At 65.4% G+C, this 21,908-nt stretch carries 17 protein-coding genes and 1 pseudogene; 10 read left to right on the top strand and 8 right to left on the bottom strand.

Translation table 11 applies throughout. The annotated features are described in order from the left end of the window. Positions 1-220: 220 nt before the first annotated feature. Positions 221-574 (bottom strand): DUF1236 domain-containing protein, encoded by a 354-nt coding sequence (locus XH88_RS37330; RefSeq protein ID WP_271673143.1) that lies wholly within the window; start codon positions 572-574, stop codon positions 221-223. A gap of 236 nt (positions 575-810) precedes the next feature. Between XH88_RS37330 and XH88_RS37325 the strand changes: the two genes are divergently transcribed. The 3 genes from XH88_RS37325 to XH88_RS37315 all read left to right on the top strand — a co-directional run bounded on the left by XH88_RS37325 (position 811) and on the right by XH88_RS37315 (position 5,907). Continuing rightward, positions 811-966: a DUF3096 domain-containing protein gene (locus tag XH88_RS37325; RefSeq protein ID WP_014497329.1), complete on the top strand. Its 156-nt coding sequence runs from the start codon at positions 811-813 to the stop codon at positions 964-966. A 94-nt stretch (positions 967-1,060) separates the two neighbouring features. Further along, on the top strand, positions 1,061-3,991 hold the full coding sequence (gene ppdK, locus XH88_RS37320; protein ID WP_271673142.1) for a pyruvate, phosphate dikinase: 2,931 nt from the start codon (positions 1,061-1,063) through the stop codon (positions 3,989-3,991). A gap of 446 nt (positions 3,992-4,437) precedes the next feature. Next, complete coding sequence (locus tag XH88_RS37315; RefSeq protein ID WP_271673141.1) at positions 4,438-5,907, top strand: cell wall hydrolase; 1,470 nt, start codon at positions 4,438-4,440, stop codon at positions 5,905-5,907. Positions 5,908-5,944: 37 nt separating this feature from the next. Here the strand turns inward: XH88_RS37315 and nadC are convergent, their stop codons facing one another. Genes nadC through nadA form a run of 3 tightly spaced genes read right to left on the bottom strand, consistent with a single transcriptional unit; the run spans position 5,945 to position 9,555 of the window. Continuing rightward, on the bottom strand, positions 5,945-6,823 hold the full coding sequence (gene nadC / locus XH88_RS37310) for a carboxylating nicotinate-nucleotide diphosphorylase (RefSeq protein WP_271673140.1): 879 nt from the start codon (positions 6,821-6,823) through the stop codon (positions 5,945-5,947). A gap of 11 nt (positions 6,824-6,834) precedes the next feature. After that, positions 6,835-8,442: an L-aspartate oxidase gene (locus XH88_RS37305; RefSeq protein ID WP_271673139.1), complete on the bottom strand. Its 1,608-nt coding sequence runs from the start codon at positions 8,440-8,442 to the stop codon at positions 6,835-6,837. 9 nt (positions 8,443-8,451) lie between these two features. After that, positions 8,452-9,555, bottom strand: coding sequence for a quinolinate synthase NadA (nadA, locus tag XH88_RS37300; protein WP_271673138.1), 1,104 nt, complete (start codon positions 9,553-9,555; stop codon positions 8,452-8,454). A 332-nt stretch (positions 9,556-9,887) separates the two neighbouring features. Here nadA and XH88_RS37295 point away from each other — a divergent pair, with 332 nt between their 5' ends. The 7 genes and pseudogenes from XH88_RS37295 to XH88_RS37270 all read left to right on the top strand — a co-directional run bounded on the left by XH88_RS37295 (position 9,888) and on the right by XH88_RS37270 (position 17,488). After that, a complete protein-coding gene (locus XH88_RS37295) occupies positions 9,888-11,141 on the top strand; it encodes an MFS transporter (protein WP_271673137.1) in 1,254 nt (417 codons plus the stop codon). Between the two features lie 42 nt (positions 11,142-11,183). Next, positions 11,184-12,170 (top strand): acrylyl-CoA reductase (NADPH), encoded by a 987-nt coding sequence (acuI, locus tag XH88_RS37290; RefSeq protein ID WP_271673136.1) that lies wholly within the window; start codon positions 11,184-11,186, stop codon positions 12,168-12,170. Between the two features lie 113 nt (positions 12,171-12,283). Further along, positions 12,284-12,886, top strand: coding sequence for a hypothetical protein (locus XH88_RS37285; RefSeq protein WP_271673135.1), 603 nt, complete (start codon positions 12,284-12,286; stop codon positions 12,884-12,886). A gap of 169 nt (positions 12,887-13,055) precedes the next feature. Continuing rightward, entirely contained in the window at positions 13,056-13,322 is a 267-nt protein-coding gene (locus XH88_RS37280) for a DUF6894 family protein (RefSeq protein ID WP_271673134.1), read from the top strand. 187 nt (positions 13,323-13,509) lie between these two features. Beyond that, entirely contained in the window at positions 13,510-15,252 is a 1,743-nt protein-coding gene (locus XH88_RS37275; protein WP_271673133.1) for a methyl-accepting chemotaxis protein, read from the top strand. Positions 15,253-15,258: 6 nt separating this feature from the next. Further along, positions 15,259-15,519: pseudogene (locus XH88_RS39365) on the top strand (methyl-accepting chemotaxis protein); the annotation flags it as partial. Between the two features lie 280 nt (positions 15,520-15,799). Further along, positions 15,800-17,488: a methyl-accepting chemotaxis protein gene (locus XH88_RS37270; RefSeq protein ID WP_271673132.1), complete on the top strand. Its 1,689-nt coding sequence runs from the start codon at positions 15,800-15,802 to the stop codon at positions 17,486-17,488. A 3-nt stretch (positions 17,489-17,491) separates the two neighbouring features. On the opposite strand, the gene XH88_RS37265 is transcribed toward XH88_RS37270, so the two are convergent. From XH88_RS37265 to XH88_RS37250, 4 genes are read right to left on the bottom strand one after another with little or no spacing between them, the layout of a single operon-like run. Beyond that, complete coding sequence (locus XH88_RS37265) at positions 17,492-20,191, bottom strand: DUF2339 domain-containing protein (RefSeq protein ID WP_271673131.1); 2,700 nt, start codon at positions 20,189-20,191, stop codon at positions 17,492-17,494. Between the two features lie 46 nt (positions 20,192-20,237). Further along, positions 20,238-21,200 carry an NUDIX hydrolase gene (locus XH88_RS37260; protein WP_271673130.1) on the bottom strand — a complete coding sequence of 321 codons (963 nt, stop codon included), beginning with the start codon at positions 21,198-21,200 and terminating at the stop codon, positions 20,238-20,240. Continuing rightward, the gene (locus tag XH88_RS37255) at positions 21,197-21,382 is read right to left on the bottom strand and encodes a hypothetical protein (RefSeq protein ID WP_271673129.1); all 186 of its coding nucleotides are present in this window, start codon (positions 21,380-21,382) and stop codon (positions 21,197-21,199) included. The genes XH88_RS37260 and XH88_RS37255 overlap by 4 nt, the downstream gene beginning before the upstream one ends. Next, the gene (locus tag XH88_RS37250; protein WP_271673128.1) at positions 21,379-21,885 is read right to left on the bottom strand and encodes a tyrosine phosphatase family protein; all 507 of its coding nucleotides are present in this window, start codon (positions 21,883-21,885) and stop codon (positions 21,379-21,381) included. The genes XH88_RS37255 and XH88_RS37250 overlap by 4 nt, the downstream gene beginning before the upstream one ends. Positions 21,886-21,908: the final 23 nt, after the last annotated feature.

The following is a 21,908-nucleotide window of genomic DNA, read 5'->3' as shown; positions in this document are numbered from 1 at the left end:
TGATGCGCTGCAGAGCCGGGGCCCACGCTTGCCGCGTGCGCGGAGCTTCTGGGTCCGGGTCGCGCTTCGCTTGCCCGGGACACGAGAGAATGCGCGCACGACGCACAAAAATGCCCCGCCCGGCGGGGGGAAGACCGGGCGGGGCCTGATGTCCGATCATATTGCTCGCGTCAGCCTGATTGATGTGACGCGCCGGACATCCAGTCGACTGTGGGAGGCGCTAGTCCATCACCTCCACGATTCGCCGCGAGTGCGGCTCGACCAGCACGGTCTCGCCGTTCACGACGGTGTAACGGTAGGTCGTCGCACCGAAACGTTGCGGCACGTCATAATAGGTGATGCCGGTTTCAGGTAAGGTGGCACCGACCACGACGCGATCGGGAATGCTGAAGGCCGGCACACGTTGCTCGATGACATACTCTCGGAAGGCGGGCCGCTGTTCGACTGCAATCGTCGGGCCGCCATCGACCACGGCCGGCGCACGTCCCACCGTGATCCCGGTTTGCGCCTGCGCCGCGACGGGCGAGCCGATCGCGGCCGCAAGCGCTGCAAGGGCAAGAATCCTGTTCCGCATGGTAACTCCTTCGACGTCGTCTTGCGACGTGGTTTTACGGAAAGCGCCACTGGCGCGACCGGTTGCCAATGCTGCGGCGCGCGCGATGTTCCGAAAAAGCCCTGCCGCATACGCGGCAATTTCGGGCTGTTTTCGCGAAGCCGGGAACTCAATAGCGCCGCAGCGCGTCTCTACCCGCGGAACCGGGTCCGGTATGATCCGGCCGCGATTCGCCTCAACGTTCGGAAAGAAAGTTCATGCACATTACCGTCGCCCACATCTCGCCGCTTCTGTCGCTGCTTGCGGGCGTGCTCATTTTGATCATGCCGCGCCTGCTCAACCTGATCGTGGCGATTTTCCTCATCATCAACGGTGCGATCGGGCTCGGCTTGTTGAAGTGGCTCCATCTCTAGGCCTTGATTTTCCGGAACTCTGACTTGCGCGGGCCCGCCCAAAATGGTGTAAGGCCCGCAATTTCCCGTCCCTCTCGCAGGTTGTGTGCAAGCTATGGCCAAAGCCGCCTCGAAGCCTAATAAAACTGCAGCGAAATCAAAGCCCTCCGCCAAGGCGAAAGCCGCACCGGCGGCCCGCAAGGCGCTCCCCAAGAGCGCTGTGAAGAGCGTCCCGAAGCCGATCGCCAAATCTGCTGCCAAGACCGCGACTGCTCCGAAGCCCGCTGTGAAGGCTGCTGCCAAGCCGGCGGTAAAGCCCGCCGCAAAAGCTGTGGCCAGGCCCAAGAGCGCTCCAGCCAAGATCCCGGCTGGCAAGTGGGTCTTCACGTTCGGTGACGGCAAGGCCGAGGGCCGTTCGGAGATGCGCGACCTGCTCGGCGGCAAGGGTGCCAATCTCGCCGAGATGGCCAATCTCGGTCTGCCGGTGCCTCCGGGCTTCACCATTCCGACTTCCGTCTGCACGTACTTTTACGCTCACGACAAATCCTATCCGAAGGAATTGCAGTCGCAGGTTGAGAAGGCGCTGGACTATGTCGGCAAGTTGACCGGCAAGGTGTTCGGCGACACCAAGAACCCGCTGCTCGTCTCGGTGCGCTCCGGCGCGCGCGCCTCGATGCCGGGCATGATGGACACGGTGCTCAATCTCGGTCTCAACGACCAGACCGTGGAAGCGCTGGCGGAACTGTCGGGCGACCGCCGCTTTGCCTATGACAGCTATCGCCGCTTCATCACGATGTATTCCGACGTGGTGCTTGGTTTCGAGCATCATCACTTCGAGGAAATCCTCGACACCTTCAAGGACAGCCAGGGCTACACGCTCGACACCGACCTCAGCGCCGAGGACTGGGTCGAGCTGGTCGGCAAGTACAAGGACGCGGTTGCGCGCGAGACCGGCAAGGAGTTTCCGCAGGATCCGCACGACCAGCTCTGGGGCGCGGTCGGCGCGGTGTTTTCGTCCTGGATGAACGCGCGCGCGGTGACCTATCGCAAGCTGCACGACATTCCGGAATCCTGGGGCACCGCAGTCAATGTGCAGGCTATGGTGTTCGGCAACATGGGCGAGACGTCGGCGACCGGCGTTGCCTTTACCCGCAACCCCTCGACCGGCGAAAGCAAGCTTTACGGCGAGTTCCTGATCAACGCGCAAGGCGAGGACGTGGTGGCGGGCATCCGCACGCCGCAGGACATCACCGAGGATGCGCGGAAAGAATCGGGCTCCGACAAGGCGTCGATGGAATCGGCGATGCCGGAGGCCTTCAATGAGCTGACGCGAATCTACACGCAGCTCGAAAAGCACTACCGCGACATGCAGGACATGGAATTCACCGTCGAGCGCGGCAAGCTCTGGATGCTGCAGACCCGCGGCGGCAAGCGCACCGCGAAGGCCGCGCTGCGCATCGCGGTCGAGCTCGCCAATGAAGGTTTGATCACCAAGAAGGAAGCGATCACCCGCATCGACCCGGCGTCCCTCGACCAGCTGCTGCATCCGACCATCGATCCCAACGCCAAGCGCGACGTGATCGCGACCGGCCTGCCGGCGTCGCCGGGTGCGGCCTCTGGCGAGATCGTGTTCTCGTCGGACGAAGCGGCCAAGCTCCAGGGCGACGGACGCAAGGTCATCCTGGTCCGCATCGAGACCAGCCCCGAAGACATCCACGGCATGCACGCCGCCGAAGGTATCCTCACCACCCGTGGCGGCATGACCTCGCACGCCGCGGTCGTCGCGCGCGGCATGGGCAAGCCCTGCGTCTCCGGCTGCGGTACCATCCGCGTCGATTACGGCCGCGGCACCATGAGCATCGGTTCGCGCACCTTCAAGGCCGGCGACGTCATCACCATCGACGGCTCGCTCGGCCAGGTGCTGGCCGGCCGCATGCCGATGATCGAGCCGGAGCTGTCAGGCGAGTTCGGTACGCTGATGAACTGGGCCGACCAGGTCCGCAAGATCGGCGTCCGCGTCAACGGCGATACGCCCGACGACGCCCGCACCGCGATCAAGTTCGGTGCGGAAGGCATCGGCCTCTGCCGCACCGAGCACATGTTCTTCGAGGAGACGCGCATCCGCACGGTGCGCGAGATGATCCTCTCGGAGGACGAGCAGTCGCGCCGCGCTGCGCTTGCCAAGCTGCTGCCGATGCAGCGCGCCGACTTCGTCGAGCTGTTCGAGATCATGAAGGGCCTGCCCGTCACGATCCGTCTGCTCGACCCGCCGCTGCACGAGTTCCTGCCGCACACCCATGCCGAGGTCGAGGAAGTGGCGCGCGCCATGAACACCGATCCGCGGCGCCTGGCTGACCGTGCCCGTGAGCTGTCGGAGTTCAACCCGATGCTCGGCTTCCGCGGCTGCCGCATCGCGATCGCCTATCCTGAAATCGCCGAGATGCAGGCGCGGGCGATCTTCGAAGCTGCGGTCGAGGCCGAGAGGCGCACCGGCAAGGCCGTCGGGCTCGAGGTGATGGTGCCGCTGATCGCGACCAAGGCCGAGCTCGATCTGGTCAAGGCCCGGATCGACGCCACCGCGAAGGCGGTGATGCGTGAGACGAATACAAAGCTCGCTTATCAGGTCGGCACCATGATCGAGCTGCCGCGCGCCTGCCTGCTCGCTGGTGAGATCGCCGAGAGCGCCGAGTTCTTCTCGTTCGGCACCAACGACCTGACGCAGACGACCTACGGCATCAGCCGCGACGATGCCGCAAGTTTCCTCGGTCCCTACGTGGCGAAGGGCATCCTTGCGGTCGATCCCTTCATCTCGCTCGACCAGGAAGGTGTCGGCGAACTCGTCAAGATCGGCGTCGCCCGCGGCCGCAAGACGCGCGCATCGCTCAAGGTCGGCATCTGCGGCGAGCACGGCGGTGATCCGGCCTCCGTCGCGTTCTGCCACAATGTGGGTCTCAACTACGTATCGTGCTCGCCCTACCGCGTGCCGATCGCGCGGCTCGCCGCGGCCCAGGCCGCGCTGGGCAAGGCAATTGCGAGCCAGGCGTAAGACGAAGCACAATCGAATTGAAAGAGGCGGGGCAGTCCCCGCCTCTTTTATTTTGGGCGATGCTCCATCCGCTCGTCATTGCGAGGAGCTCTTGCGACGAAGCAATCCAGACTGTCTTCGCGGAAAGCCTCCGGATTGCTTCGCTGCGCTCGCAACGACGACCGAGGAAACTCACCACGTCCCGTAATGATACGTGCGCGCAAGAACGATCATCAAGAGTTCCTTCACCATTCGCATTGACCACTTGTTTACCGCTTCGGATCAGTCCGCATTTACCACGGCGCAGCATCGCCCCATGAAAACACCCGACATCGCTTGAGTGTGCTCGGCGCGCAACGCGAATTAACGCCCCGGCAACCTAAATTGGATACCCACAATAAAGATCGAATTGCACGGATGTACTGAGTTCGATCAGAGACTGGCGTAAGCGTAGCGTGAGCGTATCGATGTCAGTGTTGCGTAACCATCCGAAGGGCGCGCAGTTCGCGTCCTTCGGAATCGGTCTCCTGGTCTTCGCGCTGATGCCGCGAGAGATCGGCTATCAGGACATTGGCTCGCTGCTGGCGCGTCAGCCCGGCGTCGCCGAGCGCTGGCAGAAGCAGGTCTTCTCCGCAGCTTCGTCCATTCAGCTCGCGACCTACAGTTTCTCGCGTCCGATCGGGACGTCCACGCCGCAGAGCGCGATGGTTCGCCTCGCGAGCCTCGATGGGCGCGACGTCACCGGCTCGATCCCGCGCAATCCGGCGCTGCAGGCGCCGGCGCGCTACCAAGCCTCCGATTTCCCCAAGGTCGATCGCGCGCTGAAGGGCGACCGTCTCGCCACCGTGACGCCCGCGCCGGCACCCGAGACGGTCGCACCGGCCGCCGCGCCCGCCGAGGATCCTGCGACCTCGAACAGCTCTGTGTTCGGCGCCAAGACCGCTGAGTTGCCTGCTCAGTCGCCCGTTGGGCAGCCGCAAGCGATGTCGCCGGAGTCCGCGGCAGCGCTGGATCCCGAGCTCCAGGAAGCCATGCGCGCGCCGCCGCTGGCGCAATACGCCAATCCACCGAAGGCCGACGACGTCGCGCTGTCGTTTGCCGCGCAGCCGGTCAATGCGCTGAAGCAGGCAACGACAGCGGCCCCGCCGCGCGATCCTTTCAGCGTGAAGACCTCCAGCCTGTTCTTCGGCAGCTCCTCGCTCGGGGGCGCTGCCGAGAGCATCGAGAGCTGGGAGCCCGGCGCCGAACCGCTGATCGTGATGCCCGACCCCGACATGAAGCTGGCCTCGCTGTCGCCGCCGAACGAAGACGTCGCTAACGCGACCGACAGCGGCGAGAGCGTCGCGCCGAAGGGCGAGGTCAATACCGATAACCAGCGCGCCAAGTCGCCGGCCGAGCGTCTGGCGCTCGACGACAAGTCACGCGCGAAGTCCGAAAAGTGTCTCGCCGAGGCGGTCTATTTCGAGTCTCGCGGCGAGGCCGTACGCGGCCAGATCGCGGTCGCGCAAGTGGTGATGAACCGCGTGTTCTCTGGCAAATATCCGGAGACAGTGTGCGGCGTGGTCTACCAGAACAAGTATCGACATTTCGCCTGCCAGTTCACTTTCGCCTGCGACAACAATCCCGACGTGATCCGCGAGCCCGAGATGTGGGAGCGCGCCAAGAAGATTTCGAAGGCGATGCTCGACGGCCAGATCTGGCTGCCCGAGGTCGGCAAGTCGACGCACTATCATGCCTATTGGGTGCGCCCGTCCTGGGTTTCCGAGATGAAGAAGATGTACAAATTCGGCGTGCACACCTTCTACCGGCCCCGCAACTGGGGCGATGGCAGCGAGGAGCCGAGCTGGGGCACGCCCGCGCAGACCGCCGCGCTCTCGGCCGAGCTTGCCCAGGAGGCCAAGAGCTCCGCCGAGATGGGCGTGACCGAGCGGCGGTAGCGGCCATGACGCTGAGGCAGCTTTGCTGCTTCCCCTTTCACATCTCGATATCCAGCGCGCAGTCGAAATTTGGCGCCGAGTGCGTCAGCGCGCCCGATGAGGCGTAGTCGACACCCGTCGCTGCAATGGCTCCGATCGAGTCCAGCGTGACGCCGCCGGAGGCCTCCAGCGTCAGGCGGCCTTCCGTTATCCTGACGGCCTCGCGCAGCGCCGCGATGTCCATGTTGTCGAGCAGTACTGCCTCGGCAAGTCCCGTGTCGAGCACCTCGCGGAGCTGCGCGAGCGTATCCACTTCGATCTCGATCTTGACGAGATGACCGGCATGGGCGCGGGCGCGCTCCAGCACGGCGCGGATGCCGCCGGCGACCGCGATGTGATTGTCCTTGATCAGGATCGCATCGTCGAGGCCGAAACGGTGATTGAAGCCGCCGCCGCAACGCACCGCGTATTTTTCCAGCGCCCGTAATCCCGGCGTGGTCTTTCGCGTGCAGCAGATGCGCATTTTGGTACCTTCGGCGCGCGCGACGTAGTCGGCCGTGAGCGTGGCGACGCCTGAGAGACGACCGACGAAATTCAGCGCGGTCCGCTCCGCGGTGAGAATGGCACGTGCAGGGCCCGAGATCGTCAGCACTTGCTGACCGCGGGTCACGCGCGCGGCGTCGCGGACATGCGCGCGGACCTCGATCTCGGCCGAGAGCTTTTGCAGCGTCGCCAGCGCAAGCGGCAGGCCTGCGATGAGGCCGGACTGGCGCGCGACGAGGACGGCCCGCGCTTTGGTCGCTTCCGGAATCGTCGCGAGCGAGGTGATGTCGCCGGCACGGCCGAGATCCTCGTCGAGCGCGCGATGCACCGCATCGTTGATGGCGAGCGGAGAGAGAAAAGCGTCGGGATAGAGCAGGGAGGTCGGGGTGGTCATGAAAAACTCCGTCAGGCGATCATGGATTGCGCGATGCGTGGCGTCGAATGCTCAACGAGGCTGTCCGCGATCTCGTGCGCTTCGGCGAGGGTCGTCATCGTTCGATGCGCCAGCGCAGGAACCTCGGCGGGATAGTCGGCACGGCAATGCGCGCCGCGGCTCTCGCGCCGGCTCCAGGCTGAGGCGGCCACGAGCAGGGCCGCTGTCGCCATATTGCGGACGACAGTACTTGTTGCCGTTTGCTCGAACTCAGCAAGACCGCGCACGACTTCAACAAGTCCGTCGCGCTCACGGATGACGCCGACATTCGCGCTCATCATCGACCGCAGACGCTTCACGGCGGCAACATCCGGCGCACCGCTACGTGATGTCACCAGCGCCCCGGAGAGACAGGCAGACGAGGGGATCGCATGGCCGGCGATATCCTCGGCAATGCGTGCGGCATAAACCACAGCTTCCAGCAGCGAATTCGAGGCGAGCCGGTTGGCGCCATGCATGCCGGTAGATGAAACCTCGCCGGCGGCCCAGAGCCCGTCGATCGAGCTGCGCCCGCGTGCATCCACGGCAATGCCGCCCATGTGGTAGTGCACGGCGGGCGCGATCGGGATGACCTGCGTGGCCGGATCGATCCCGGTGGCCATGCAGCTCTCATGCACCGTCGGGAATTTGTCGGCGAAGCGCGAGCCCAGTGCTTGTCGCGCGTCGAGGAAGGCTCCCCGTCCCGCCGCGATCTCGGCAAACACGCCGCGGGCCACGATGTCGCGCGGCGCGAGCTCGGCGAGCGGATGGAGCTTCGTCATGAAGCGCTCGCCATTGCTGTTGACCAGCGTCGCGCCTTCGCCGCGCAGCGCCTCGGTCGCAAGCGGCGCCGGATCGCGCCCGACCATCATGGCGGTCGGGTGGAACTGGACGAATTCGGGATCAGCGATCACGGCGCCGGCGCGTGCCGCGATCGCAAGACCGGATCCGTTCGCTTCAGTCGGATTGGTGGTGACGGCGTAGAGATGGCCGATGCCGCCGGTTGCGAGCACGATCGCGCGCGAGGCGATCACCACCGGCCTTGCCGTGACGTTGCCGGCCTCGCGCAGCTGCAGGCCGGTGACGGCGCCGTCCTCGGTGAGCAGCGCTTCGGCGACAAAGCCCTCGATCAATCGGACCGACGGCGTGCGCCGCACCGCCTCGCTCAGTGCCGCGATGATCGCCGCGCCCGCGCCGTCGCCGCGGACGTGGACGATCCGCCGCGCCGAATGCGCAGCTTCCTGTCCCACGGCCAGCCGGCCTTCGAGATCTCGGTCGAACGGCACGCCATAGGCGAGCAGATCGTGAATGCGCGAGGCCGCCTGGCGGGCGATCCCGCGTGCGACGGCCTCATCGACGAGGCCGCCGCCGACTGCGATCGTGTCCGCGGCATGCGCTTCGGGACTGTCGCCCTCGGCGACCGCGGCCGCAATGCCGCCTTGCGCCCATGCCGATGATGCGCCCTGTCCGAGCGGTGCCGCCGAGATCAGCGTCACCGGCCGCGGCGCAAGCTTCAGCGCGCAGAACAGCCCGGCGAGGCCGCCGCCGACGATGACGACGTCATCGGTGGAGCGGGTGAGGTTGTGGATGTTGTTGGTCATGTCTCGCCCTCAATTCTTCAGATTGATCATCCGTTCGACCGAGCGGCGCGCGCGCTCTGCAAGCGCCGGATCGATCGTCACCTCTTCTCCGAGCGTCAGCAGGCTCTCCAGAATGTTCGCGAGCGTGATGCGCTTCATGTGCGGGCAGAGATTGCAGGGACGCAGCATTTCCACGTCGGGCAGCTCGGCGCGAACATTGTCGGCCATCGAGCATTCCGTGATCATGACCAGGCGCTTCGGCCGCCGCTCGCGCACCCAGTTGATCATGTGCGCGGTCGAACCGGTGAAGTCGGCCTCCGCCAACACGTCCGGCGGACATTCAGGATGTGCGATGATCTGCACCGACGGATCGGCGTCGCGGAAGGCGCGCAGCTCATCGCCGGTGAAGCGCTCATGCACTTCGCAGGCGCCCTTCCAGGCGATGATCTTCACCTTGATCTTCGAGGCGACATAGGTCGCAAGATAGCGGTCGGGCAGGAAGATCACGCTCGGTGCGTTGAGGCTCTCCACCACTTGCACCGCGTTCGACGAGGTGCAGCAGATGTCGACCTCGGCCTTCACCTCCGCCGAGGTGTTGACATAGGCAACGATAGGTACGCCGGGAAATCTTTCGCGGAGCAGCCGCACGTCGGCGCCGGTGATGCTGGCCGCGAGCGAGCAGCCGGCGCGAGCATCGGGGATCAGCACCGTCTTCTCAGGATTGAGCAGCTTCGACGTCTCCGCCATGAAGTGCACGCCGCACTGGACGATGACATCGGCCTTCACCTTGGTGGCCTCGACGGCGAGTTGGAGCGAATCGCCGCCAATGTCCGCGACGCCGTGAAAGATCTCCGGCGCCTGGTAGTTGTGTGCGAGGATCACCGCGTTGCGCGCGCGCTTGAGCTTGTTGATCGCGTGGATCGTCGGCGCCATCAGCGGCCACTCGATCGGCGGGATCACGTGCTTGACACGCGCGTAGATCGGCGCCGTGGCGCGTTCGACCTCGCTTGTCCATTCCAGCGGAGGCCTCGGCAGCGCGGGCGCGGCTCGCGCAGGCGCGACCGGGCTGGAGGTCGCTTGGTCCGGCGGGCGATTGGCAAAATCGTCGGGACCGTAAATTGCAGTGATCGGCATCGAAGCCTCCCATGTAGGTTATATATGCTCAATATGAGTATATATGAGGCCTGAGAAATCCGGCCGAAGGGCCGGTGGACGTCAGAGGATCTATATATGCTCAATATGAGTAAATCTAAGATAACACGGCTTGGACGGGTCCGCTAGGTCCCGCCGCACACATTCCTGTCAAGTCGCGCTTTGCACGCCCGCGGCCGCGGTGAAACGCAATGCTTCCGCGGCTGCCCCCCGTGAAACGCAATCCTTTTTGACTTGGGATTTTCATGCATGTGCATTAAACGGCTGACTCGCGGTCGCTGATCTGCGGGCCGCCAACATGGATGGGGAACAGCATGTCGATCCAGGCCGGCGAACTCGCTCCTTCCTCTCGCTCGCCCAGCTGGCGCACGCCGGCCGTGATCATTCTCTGCGGCTGTGCGATCGGCATGCTCGGTTTCGGCCCGCGCTCGGCGCTGGGCTTCTTCGTGCAGCCGATGAGCCATGAATTCGCCTGGGGCCGCGACGTATTTGGCCTCGCCATCGCCGTGCAGAATCTATTGTGGGGATTGGGCCAGCCGCTTGCCGGTGCAATCGCCGATCGCTTCGGCCTGTTCCGCGTGATGTGCGTCGGCGCCCTGCTCTATGCCGGCGGGCTTCTCTTGATGCGCTTTTCGTCGACGCCGCTGTCACTCGATATCGGCGCGGGCGTGATGGTCGGCTTCGGTCTCGCCGGCTGCTCGTTCAACCTGGTGCTGACGGCGTTCACGAAACTGCTGCCGGCCGAGAAGCGCGGCCTCGCGCTCGGCGCCGGCACGGCGGCGGGCTCGCTCGGCCAATTCCTGTTCGCGCCGATCGGCGTGGCGCTGATCGACAATTTCGGCTGGCAGCAGGCGCTCAGCGTGTTCGGCTTCCTGATGCTGCTGATCATCCCGCTGGCGCTGGCCATCTCCACGCCGCCGGTCGCAAGCAGCGCCAGCACGGCGCCCACGGACGAGCAGACCATCACCAAGGCGCTGGTGGAAGCCTTCGGCCATCGCTCCTATGTGCTCTTGGTGCTCGGCTTCTTCACCTGCGGCTTCCAGCTCGCGTTCATCACCGTGCACCTGCCAGCATTCCTGGTCGACCGCGGCATCTCGGCGCAAACCGGCGGCTGGGTGATCGCGGCAATCGGCCTGTTCAACATCATGGGTTCGCTCAGCGTCGGCTATCTCCAGAACTCGGTGCCCAAGCGCTACATCCTGTCGGCGATCTATTTCACCCGTGCGCTCACGACGCTCGCCTTCATCTCCTTCCCGATCACGCCATTCTCGGCGATCGCGTTCGGCGCGGTTTCCGGCCTGACCTGGCTGTCGACGGTGCCGCCGACCTCGTCGCTGGTGGCGTTGATGTTCGGCACGCGCTGGCTTGCAACCCTCTATGGCTTCGCCTTCGTCAGCCATCAGGTCGGCGGCTTCCTCGGCGTCTGGCTCGGGGGCATCGTGTTCGAACGGTTCGGTTCCTACACGCCGATCTGGTGGCTCTCCATCCTGTTCGGCGTGCTCTCCGCCCTGATCAATCTCCCGATCGTGGAGAAACCGGTCGCACGAGCGGTTGCGCAGCCGGCCTGATCGGCTAAACATCCCGGTCAAACAAGTCAGGGAGTTCAGGCCGTGGCCACATTCAAGGCAATCCGGATCGACAAGGCGGACAAGGGGACCACCGCGCAGCTCACGCAGTTCGACGAAGCGGAGCTGATGGAGGGCGACGTCACCGTCCGCGTGGAATGGTCGACGCTGAACTACAAGGACGGCCTGGCGCTCACAGGCAAGGCGCCCGTGGTGCGGCGCTTCCCGATGATCGCCGGCATCGATTTCGCAGGCACGGTCGAGACCTCATCCCACCCGCAATGGAAAGCGGGCGACAAGGTCGTCTGCACTGGCTGGGGCATGGGCGAGACCCATCTCGGCGCCTATGCCGAGAAGGCGCGCGTCAAGGGCGACTGGCTGGTCGCCTTGCCGCAGGGCCTGTCGGCGCGCGATGCCATGGCGATCGGCACCGCCGGGTTCACCGCGATGCTCTCGGTGCTGGCGCTGGAAAAGCACGGCGTCTCGCCGAAGAGCGGCCCTGTCATCGTGACCGGCGCGGCTGGCGGCGTTGGCTCGGTTGCCACGGCGGTGCTGTCGAAGCTCGGCTATCATGTCATCGCCTCGACCGGCCGCGGCTCCGAGGCCGACTACCTGAAAAGCCTGGGTGCCGCCGAAATCATCGACCGCAATGAATTGTCGGCCCCGGCAAAACCGCTGGCCAGGGAGCGCTGGGCAGGCGGCGTTGATAGCGTGGGCTCGACCACGCTCGCGAATCTGCTGTCGATGACGAAGTATGGCGGCGCCATCGCCGCCTGCGGTCTCGCGGCCGGCATGGACCTGCCGTCTTCTGTCGCACCCTTCATTTTGCGCGGAGTGTGCCTTCTCGGCATCGATTCCGTGATGTGCCCGATTGAGCCGCGAAAAGCCGCCTGGCAGCGCCTTGCTTCCGATCTGGATCGGGCAAAACTAGCTGAAATTACTACGGAAATTTCGCTCGGCCAAGTTCCGGAATGGGGTGCGAAAATCCTGGCTGGCCAGGTCCGCGGTCGCATCGTGGTAAAAATTGTCTAACGACGTTCAGACTTTACCAACCAAGCTGCTTCAATGTCGCCATGGTTCGTATGGTAAGCAGCGGGTAAAGAGACAAGGCATCGCCCGCTGCGGGGGTTAGTTCGGAGTTGAGCATGCTTGCGCGTATTGTGTTGGGGGCTGTCACGGCGGCCGTGACGTTTGCGCCGGCCATCGCCTTGGCCGGGGGCATGAATGCGGACGAGGCGCGTCGCTTCGTCGCCGGCAAGGTGTTCGCCTTCACCTGCTTCGACGGCACCCGCGGTGCAGGCCGGATCCTCGACGACCTCGGCGCCGCCGGCGCGGTGCAGTTCTCGGGCTCGGGCCCGGTGCGCCACATCCGGCTTCCGGGCAATACGCTCCAGATCCGCGGCCAGAATGTCTGCGCCTCGATCAAGGGCATCCCGTTCGAGCCTTGTTTCAACCTGGAAAAGACCGACGATCGCAGCTTCCGCGGCTCCGTCTCGGGCATGGGCTTCGCCTATTGTGACTTCCATCACCAGGGCGGCAACCAGATGCTGATGGCGCGCGCCGTCGCACGGCCGCGCTCGCTGCGCAGCTCGGAGCATACCGGTTCGATCAATGCATCCAGCACTGAAGTCGCCGCGCGGGTCGAGACGCCGCATGTCGAGAGCAGCCGGATCGAGCCGGTGAAATCCGAGCCCAAGTTGGATTCGAAGAACGACGCTCCACTGGAGCTGCGCCGCTCGACCGAGTGACATCCTGCGCGAAGCCACCGCGCATTGTCGTTGCCCGCCTCTGACACAATGTACCGCTTGTGAAGCCGCGGCGCCGTAGTCATACGGCCCGCGCTTTTCATGCGTTGGTAGCGACTGGCGCCCCAGCCTGCGCGACGGCCGGGGGGCGGTCCTACGAACGGGTTCAACGATGTCGCTGTATTTCTTCCGCATCAGCACCGGCCGCTATTCCGGTGCCGCCGACCAGCCGTACGAGTTCGAGGATCGCGCTGCGGCCTGGACCGAGATGACTGAAGTCTGCGCCAATCTGCGCGGCAGCATCTCGCGCAATCTGAAGCCGAACGCGAAATGGTGCATGGAGCTGCTCGACGAGGACAAGGAGCCGGTGTTTCGCATCAGCCTGGTCGGCGAGGCCACGGGCTGCAGGGACACACGTGCAAATGCGGACCCTCGTTAACGAAACTAGCCTCTGCAGATCTGCACGCGAAAGCTGTGCAAGTTCGGCAATTTGGGCGGTGTTCTCCGTATTTCTACGCACGCGGTGAGCCCTGCAGCTTAACGTTAATGAGGAACCCGGCGGTTAGCCTTCTCGGGCCGTTAACGCGCTTCGCCGCCGCGGCGATGCGTACCCGAGGACTTATGCAATGATGTTCATTCAGAACCTGCGAATTGGCACCAAGCTCGCCGTCACCTCGGCGCTGACCATCGGCCTTGTGGCGCTGATGATCTTCCTTCAGATGAGCGGAGGTGCCGAGGTCCAGAGGCTCAGCGGCGCAGCATTCGGTCAGCAGGCGGTCGCGCAGAATGCCGCCGAGGCGAAGGCCTCGGTGCGCGGGATGCAGATCGGAATTCGCGACATCCTGGTCTCGACCTCACCGGCCGAGATGCAGAAGGCAGTCACCTTTTTTCACGACCGCCAGACGGCCGCCCTGAAATTCACGGACGAAATGGCGAAGCTCTCCAACTCGCCGGAAAACCGCAGGCGGATTGATCGCCTGACGGCGCTGGTCGGCGATTTCGGCAAAGGAGAGCAGCAGGTCGAATCGATCCGCAAGCAGCAGCTCGCGATCGACGGGAAAAAGGATGGCGACGGGGCGGCGCAACTCGCCAAGCTGACGGCCGAAATCGACCACTTCCGCATGGAAACGCTGGCGCCGATCAACCAAGAGATCTCCACGCTGGCCGACCAGATCACCAGCTTCGCCAAGCAGGGCAGCGCCGATGCGCGCACTGCTGCGGAAGCAGAAGCCGCCTCCGTCGCGCGGACGTCGTTGGTCACTGGCGTCCTGGTCGCGTTGGTTCTGATCGGTGCGTGCATCTTTTCCGTCTTCAGCATCGCGCGGCCGATGCGGGCGCTGACGGTTGCGATGGAGAGGCTCGCAGGCGGTGACTTCTCGGTCGTGCTGCCGGGACTCGGCCGCAACGACGAGGTCGGCGAGGTCGCCGGCGCCGTCGAGAAATTCAAGATCGTGTCCGAGCAGAAGGCGCGCGAGGAAGCGGAAGCCAAGATGCGGCAGGATCAGATCGCCGCAGAGCAACGCAAGGCGGAAATGCGCAGGCTCGCCGACAGCTTCGAAGGTGCCGTCGGCGAGATCGTCGGCACGGTATCGTCGGCCTCGACCGAGCTCGAAGCGTCCGCTACGACGCTGACCTCGACCGCCGAGCGCACCCAGCAGCTCACCACCGTGGTGGCGGCGGCCTCGGAGGAAGCTTCCACCAATGTGCAGTCGGTGGCTTCCGCAACCGAGGAACTGTCCTCCTCGATTACGGAGATCAGCCGCCAGGTGCAGGAATCGGCGCGCGTCGCCAGCGAGGCGGTCGGGCAGGCCCGCACCACCACCGAGCGCGTCAGCGAATTGTCCAAGGCGGCGACGCGCATCGGCGACGTCGTCGAACTGATCAACAGCATCGCGGGCCAGACCAACCTGCTGGCGCTCAACGCAACGATCGAGGCGGCGCGCGCCGGTGAAGCCGGCAGGGGTTTTGCCGTCGTCGCTTCCGAGGTCAAGGCGCTCGCCGAGCAGACGGCCAAGGCAACCGGCGAGATCGGCCAGCAGATCGCCAGCATCCAGACCGCAACGCAGGAATCGGTCGGCGCCATCAAGGACATCAGCGATACCATCGAAAAACTGTCGGAAATTTCCTCCACCATCGCTGCTGCCGTGGAAGAGCAGGGCGCGGCCACTCAGGAAATCTCCCGCAACGTGCAACAGGCAGCCGCAGGCACCCATCAGGTGTCCGCCAACATCACCAACGTGCAGCGCGGCGCGGGCGAGACTGGCTCGGCGTCGTCGCAGGTTCTGTCCGCTGCGCAGATGCTGTCCGGCGACAGCAATCGGCTTAAGCTCGAGGTCGACAAGTTCTTGAGCAACGTGCGCGCGGCTTGACGGCGCGGCGCGATCAAGGAGATTGGCGACACCATCGCGCGGATGTCGAGAGATTTCCTCGACCATCGCGGTTGCGGTCGAAGAGCAAGGCGCAGCCATGCAGGAAATCTCCCGCAACATCCAGCACGCCGCGCAGGGCACCTCGGACATGTCGGCGAGGTCCAGCGCGGTGCAGGTGAGGCCGGAGCGGCCTCGGCGCAGGTGCACTCGGCCGCGCAGTCGCTGTCGCAGGAGGCACGTTTCCTGGATTCGGTGCGAGCCGCGTGACGGCGTAGCTCAGCATCCACCGACGCTGCATCGCGCTGGTGCCGAGTGCTGGGTGACGAGATATCTCCGCCGTTGCAACACATGGTTGCGGTCGGCGGAAGTGTCGGGAGCTGGTAGATCAGTACTTCCACTAGGCTCCTGTTAACGCCTGTTTGCGATGATAGGTGCAATCTTTACCGGATAAGAACCAGCTAGAATTGTTGGAATGACTCCACCCGCCGTCCGACGGTCGCGGTGAGGGTGACTTGCGCGTTGCTAGGTATCATCGGGATTTGTCGTGATGTCGAAGTTGTCGATCGTCTTCAAGCTTCTGACCGTGTTGTCAGTGTTGGTGCTCTCGCTCGCCGGCGTGGGCGTGGTGGCGATCGGCACCATGCAGAACATCAATTCGCACACCGTCGAGATCGCAGAGAGCTGGCTGCCGAGCGTGCGCGCGCTCGGCTCGATGCGCGCCGACATCAACGAACTGCGCGTTGTCCTTCGCCTGCATCTGATGCAGGAGAGCATTGAGGGCAAGGACGCCGCGGAGAAGCGCATGGCTCCGCTGCGCGAGCGCATCGAGAAGACCCGCAAGATCTATGAAGGCCTGATCACCTCGCCGGAGGAACGCTCGATCTACGAGCAGTGGACCAAGGCTTGGGCGGCATACCTGACCGGCGTTCAGGAGACCATGGCGCTGTCGCGCAAGAGCCCCGGCAAGTTCCCGAACGACGCCAACGAGATGTTGCAGACCAAGGTCGCGAAGATGGCCCAGGCGGCGGATCCCCTGCTCCAGAAGGGTATCGAGTTGAACAACCACGGCGCCGAGCTGGAAACGAAGCAGGCCGCTGACAGCTACGCCGCCATCTTCCGCGTGCTGGTCGGCATCATCGTGCTCTCGGTCGCGATCGCGATCGGCGCCGCTTATTATCTCGTGCGCGACGTCTCGCGGGGCATTGCGTCCATCATCAAGCCGATGCAGTCGCTCGGCGAGGGCGACCTCACGGCCGAGGTGCCTCACCGTGGCGAGCGGACCGAGATCGGCTCGATGGCGGATGCGCTCCAGATCTTCAAGGAGGCGCTGATCGCCAAGAAAGCTGCCGACGAGGCCGCCGCTGCCGACGCCGAGGCCAAGATCGAACGTGGCCGCCGCGTCGATGCCATCACCCGCAAGTTCGAAACCATGATCGGCGAGGTCGTCGGGACGGTGTCATCGGCCTCGACCGAGCTCGAGGCTTCCGCATCGACGCTGACCAACACGGCGCGTCGTGGACAGGAGCTGGCGACCGTCGTGGCCGCGGCTTCCGAGGAGGCCTCCACCAACGTGCAGGCCGTGGCATCCGCCTCGGAGGAGCTGTCCTCCTCCATCACCGAGATCAGCCGCCGCGTGCAGGACTCGGCGCGGATGGCGGCGGAGGCCGTCGAACAGGCGACGCGGACCAACGCGCGCGTCAACGAGCTGTCGCAGGCGGCCGCCCGCATCGGCGACGTCGTCGAGCTCATCAACACGATCGCAGGCCAGACCAATCTTCTGGCGTTGAACGCCACCATCGAGGCGGCGCGCGCGGGCGAGGCTGGCCGCGGCTTCGCGGTCGTCGCCTCCGAGGTCAAGGCACTGGCGGAACAGACCGCCAAGGCGACCGGCGAGATCGGGGCGCAGGTCTCGGGCATCCAGGCCGCCACGCAGGAATCCGTCAGCGCCATCGAGGAGATCGGCGGCACCATCGAGCGGCTCTCCGAAGTCTCGGCGGCGATCGCCGCCGCGGTCGAGGAACAAGGCGCTGCGACGCAGGAGATATCGCGCAACGTTCAGCAAGCCTCGGTCGGCACCCAGGAGGTCTCGTCGAACATCTCCGACGTGCAGCGCGGTGCGATCGAAACCGGCGAGGCCTCGGTCGAGGTGCTCTCGGCGGCGAAATCGCTGGCGACCGACAGCACGCGCCTCAAGGTCGAGGTCGCGCAGTTCCTGGACTCGGTCCGCGCGGCCTGACCTTCAGCTTCCCGTCTGCGGAGCCGGCGGCGGCGTAATCTGCCGCCGGAACAGGATGCGCTGATAAAGCCAGCCGATCGCCACCAGCACGATGCCGAGGCACATGAACGACAGCGCGCGATAGACGCCTGTCAGTGTCGACATGTCGATCACGAAGGCCTTCAGGATCGTCAGCGCAATCACGGCGGCTGAGGCCAGCCGCGCGCGCTCGGAATTGACTGTTATGCCGACACCGAGCAGCACCACGCCGAAAGCGAGCCAACCGATCGAGTAGGTGTATTGCTCGGCCCCCGTGGTCGCGCCGCTGGTGAGGAACGGACCGTGATAGAACCGGCGGATCTCCAGCGTGACGTAAGCGAGCGCGAACACCAGTGCGGTGCCCGCAATCGTGTTGGCGTAAACCTTGCCCCGCTCGCCGACGACGGCATAAGCGAGCAGCAGCATCAGCACCGCCGGCAGCGCGTAGCCGAGCAGGAGCAGGTTGAACACGGCGCCGCCGACATCGATGCGCCAGATCAGCGGGTTTTCCAGGATCAGAAGCCCGAACACGCTGATGAGGCCGGCGATCGCGGTGAGCACGACCGCACCGACATTGTGCACGATGCTGTGGCTGCGCAGCCGCAGCCGCTCCAGCCCGATCGCCATGGCCAGTGCCACGCAAACCTGCAAACCGGCCTCGAGCAGTGACGGCGTCGCGATCATGTCGCCGCCGGTTGCCAGGTGCCGGACCTCCATGAAGGCGAGCAGCGCGGTGAACAGGATCGCGGCTGCTTCCACCATGCGCAGCGGCGCGTCGTCGCCGCGGCGGCGCAGGAAGATGCTCGCTCCCCAGAACGAGGCCGCAGGCAGGCCGTAGCCCCACAGCAGCCAGTTCAGAATCGGCGTCGTGCCGACGGCATCGCCGACGATGCGCGGATCATAGACGATGCGTGCGGTGACGATCGCGGCAAAGATGGCGGCGAGCCAGCGCAGGAACGGGATCGGCCGCTGCATCGCGATCCAGGCGGTCCCGAGCGACATCAGCGCCAGCGCAATGGTGAGCCAGCCCTTCTCCAGCGCGAAGGTCAGCGCCAGCGCCAGGGCGCCGAGCGTGCCGGTCGCAAACAGCGCCGTCGAGATCGCAAGGCCAGGCCGCGTTTCGCGGCGGGTCAGCGCTTCGGTCGCAGCGCCAAGGCTGGCTGCGAGCAGCACCGCGAGGATCGCGAACGGGATCGAGCGATCGAGATGGGCGATGCGGGTGTAGAGCGCGACCAGGATCGCGATCGGCGTGGCGACACCCGCCGCCGACCACACCACGGGAATGATGGCCGAATTGGAGCGGCCCTGCGCCAGGAAGCCCGCGATGCCGAAGCCGGCGGCGAAGATCGCGGCCATCACCAGATGCATCGTCACCGCGCTGTCGGTGGCGGTCGGCGTGATGCCGGGCATCGGACCACCCGGCAGCACGAGCATGTCAGGATTGGCGCGCACGGCCCATTCGGCGAACACGATGAACACGGTCGCGGCGGCCGCGCCCAGCGCGCCGACGGCGGCCTCCGCGCGCCAGGCGACGAACAGCGTCGCCGCAACAAGGAGCGTGAAGGCGATTAGCGACAAATCGGCATGCGCACTCGACAGCACGATCAGCATCGCGCCGAACAGATAGGCGCCCAGCGCGCTCGACGAGACCGGCTCGATCTGTCCGTCCTCGATGTCAGGACCGAACATGAAGCCGCAGACCACGAGCAGCGCGGCGAGCGCGAAGCCAGCGATCGCATGGAAGGCGTGCGGCGCGATTTGCAGGTCACCGGTATCGAGACCCGGGAAGATCCAGAGCACCGCGAAGACGATGGTCGTCACGGCCAGCCAGCGCCACAGCCTGATGCGCGCGAGGCCAAAGCTCGCGGCGGTGACGATGGCGAGATAGATGTACAGCGCCCAATAGTCCGGCTTGCCGCTGGAGACGAGCACTGGCGTTGCGAAGGCGCCGACGACGCCAAGGCCGGCGAGCGCCGGTCCATGCAGCAGCGCTGCCGCGAGCGTGCCCATCGCAACGATGCCGAGAAGCACGAAGGCTGTGGCAGGCACCAGGAAGCCATAGAGCGCGTAGGCCGCATAGACGGTCGCGAACGCCACTGCCGTTCCGGCCGCGGTGAGGATCGCGGGGATGTTGGCAATCGGCAGGGCCTGGATATTGGAAATGCTTTCCTTCCGCCGCATCCACTCTCCGGCGCCCAGCAGCGCGGCTGCAAACAAGCCGCCGAGGAACACGCGCACGCCAGGGCCGAGAAGACCGGCCTCGATCGAATAGCGCACCATGAAGAAGCCGCCGAGCGCGAGCGCAAGGCCGCCGATCCACACCACCCAGCGCGTGCCGAGCCGTTCCTCGAAGCCGGGTGCCGCTGCCGGCAACGGTGGCGGCACGTCGGCTTCGGTGTCGGCTTGGAGCGGGGGCGGCGAAGCCTCTTCCATGACGAGCGGCGGCGGTGCGACCTCGGCCTCGGCTTCGGGCGCCAGCGGTGGCGGTTCTGCCGCAGGTGCGCCCACCTGCTCCTGCACGGGCAGAGGCGGCGGTGGGGGGACCTGTCGCTGCGCCTGCAAGGCGGCCTCCAACGAGCCCAGCCGCCGGCGCAACTCGGTCGCCTGGTTCGACGCCTTCAGCGCAATCAGGAACGCGACGATCGCAATCATCACCGCAAAGACGTCGAACGGGGCGTCGAACATAGGGCCTCCTGGCGATCGGCGGGCAGGGGCCGACCGCAAACTCGATCTAGCGCCGGGAGCGTACGCGCAAGCCCGGCGCGGGTCGCTCCTGGAGCACCTCACGGCGGAAGCGATAGAGCGCCGCCGGTCTCCCGCCAGTCTGTGTCGACATCACGCCGGTCGGTTCGACCAGCGCTTCGGTTTCGACCAAGCGGCGGAAATTCTGCTTGTGCAAGTGGCGGCCGGAGATCGCCTCCACCGTATACTGCAATTCCGTGAGTGTGAACTCGGAGGACAAAAGTTCAAACACCACAGGGCGATACTTGAGTTTTGCGCGTAGCCTGGCAATCGCGGTGGCGAGAATCCGGCGGTGGTCGAATCGCATGGAGGTGCCGAGCGCGGGCAACGTCTTGCGCGCGAGTGCCGCAGGCCGGCCGTCGCGCCGCGCCTCCTCGACGAGACCGGCCTCGTACAGGAGCTCGTAGCGATCAAGCACGCGTTCCTCGTCCCAGGCAGCGCCGTCGAGTCCGAAATAGAACCTCACGCGATCCTTCCGCGGCAGTGCGCGCGTGGTCTCCGGCGGCTCCTCCTCGGCCCAGGCGGTCAGCGCCGGGATGATGTCACGGGCAATGATCGCGGGCGGCGCCTCGCGCCAGTCTTCCCACGGGAAGAAGCGATACCAGGGCTCGAAGCTCGCCGCATTCACGCCGCCTTCGGCGGCGCGCGTCAGCGCGAGATAGCCGATCGACACCATATGCGCACCGGTGTCGCCGGCCTCCGCATGGCGGCCGCGATCCCCAAAGGTGTAGAGCTGCTCGACATAGCCGAGCCGCAAGCCGGCCTGTTCTTCGACCCAGGCGCGCAGGCCGATCTCGAAGGTGCGATGGCTCGGCGCATCGAATGGACCGAACGGGAGGCCGGCAAGCCCGTCGCTGCCCCGCGCGGTGAGCACCAACGGCTCGTGCTCCTCGATCGCGACGATCGCGGCAGTCAGGCCGATCTCGATCGGCGTCAGCAGCTTGTCGCTCATGCGGTGACGATCGCAGGTGTTGCCAGGATTTCGTCATGCCCGGGCTTGTCCCGCGCCTCCACGTCTTTTGTATCGCTGGAAAGCTCGTGGATGGCCGGGACATAGGCGAGCGAAGCGACGCCGTCCTTTGCACGGCTATGGCCGGCCATGGCAACGCCTGCGATGCGGCGTCTAGCTGTCATTCGAGCTCGATCACGAACGGGCGGCCTTCGACCAGCATCTCGCCCGGGCCCATCTCGTCGAGGGCGCGCAGCATGCGGCCGTTGCGCCCCAGCGCGCGGTCCGCAAGGCTGACGATACGCCGGTTCGGCGAGGCTACCGGAGACGCCGCGCGGATCTTCTTTGCGATCTCGACCTCGTCACGATCAGGATTGAGTGCGCAGACGGCGGCGAAGGCGCTCGCCGTTGAACGGCTGATGCCTGCATAGCAATGCACCACCAGTGGTGCGCCGCGATCCCAGCCGCGCACGAAATTCAGCACCTGATCGATATGAGCCTCGGAGGGCGCGACAAATCCGTCCATCTCCTCGATGATATCGTCCATCGACACCTTGAGATGATTGGCCGGGAGCACCGACACCGGCCGCGCCACCTGCTCGACATTGGCCATCACGGTCAGCACATGGCTGGCCCCGGTGCGGCGGACGGTTTCGGGCAGTGCGGCGAGCGAACAGACGTGGATCATGACGGACCTTTTTGAGCGATTAT

The organism is Bradyrhizobium sp. CCBAU 51627 (assembly GCF_028128765.1).
Taxonomy (GTDB): domain Bacteria; phylum Pseudomonadota; class Alphaproteobacteria; order Rhizobiales; family Xanthobacteraceae; genus Bradyrhizobium.
The sequence above is the reverse complement of the archived record's forward strand: the minus strand, read 5'-3'. Positions and strand labels throughout refer to the sequence as shown.

What these genes read in the sequence shown, in the direction of transcription:
- XH88_RS37305 (WP_271673139.1), bottom strand. Translation starts at nt 8,442, where the DNA reads ATGACCAACAACATCCACAACCTCACCCGCTCCACCGATGACGTCGTC.
- XH88_RS37255 (WP_271673129.1), bottom strand. Translation starts at nt 21,382, where the DNA reads ATGACAGCTAGACGCCGCATCGCAGGCGTTGCCATGGCCGGCCATAGC.
- XH88_RS37260 (WP_271673130.1), bottom strand. Translation starts at nt 21,200, where the DNA reads ATGAGCGACAAGCTGCTGACGCCGATCGAGATCGGCCTGACTGCCGCG.
- ppdK (WP_271673142.1), top strand. Translation starts at nt 1,061, where the DNA reads ATGGCCAAAGCCGCCTCGAAGCCTAATAAAACTGCAGCGAAATCAAAG.
- XH88_RS37265 (WP_271673131.1), bottom strand. Translation starts at nt 20,191, where the DNA reads ATGTTCGACGCCCCGTTCGACGTCTTTGCGGTGATGATTGCGATCGTC.
- nadC (WP_271673140.1), bottom strand. Translation starts at nt 6,823, where the DNA reads ATGACCACCCCGACCTCCCTGCTCTATCCCGACGCTTTTCTCTCTCCG.
- XH88_RS37330 (WP_271673143.1), bottom strand. Translation starts at nt 574, where the DNA reads ATGCGGAACAGGATTCTTGCCCTTGCAGCGCTTGCGGCCGCGATCGGC.
- XH88_RS37275 (WP_271673133.1), top strand. Translation starts at nt 13,510, where the DNA reads ATGATGTTCATTCAGAACCTGCGAATTGGCACCAAGCTCGCCGTCACC.
- XH88_RS37280 (WP_271673134.1), top strand. Translation starts at nt 13,056, where the DNA reads ATGTCGCTGTATTTCTTCCGCATCAGCACCGGCCGCTATTCCGGTGCC.
- XH88_RS37325 (WP_014497329.1), top strand. Translation starts at nt 811, where the DNA reads ATGCACATTACCGTCGCCCACATCTCGCCGCTTCTGTCGCTGCTTGCG.
- XH88_RS37250 (WP_271673128.1), bottom strand. Translation starts at nt 21,885, where the DNA reads ATGATCCACGTCTGTTCGCTCGCCGCACTGCCCGAAACCGTCCGCCGC.
- XH88_RS37285 (WP_271673135.1), top strand. Translation starts at nt 12,284, where the DNA reads ATGCTTGCGCGTATTGTGTTGGGGGCTGTCACGGCGGCCGTGACGTTT.
- XH88_RS37295 (WP_271673137.1), top strand. Translation starts at nt 9,888, where the DNA reads ATGTCGATCCAGGCCGGCGAACTCGCTCCTTCCTCTCGCTCGCCCAGC.
- XH88_RS37270 (WP_271673132.1), top strand. Translation starts at nt 15,800, where the DNA reads ATGTCGAAGTTGTCGATCGTCTTCAAGCTTCTGACCGTGTTGTCAGTG.
- nadA (WP_271673138.1), bottom strand. Translation starts at nt 9,555, where the DNA reads ATGCCGATCACTGCAATTTACGGTCCCGACGATTTTGCCAATCGCCCG.
- XH88_RS37315 (WP_271673141.1), top strand. Translation starts at nt 4,438, where the DNA reads ATGTCAGTGTTGCGTAACCATCCGAAGGGCGCGCAGTTCGCGTCCTTC.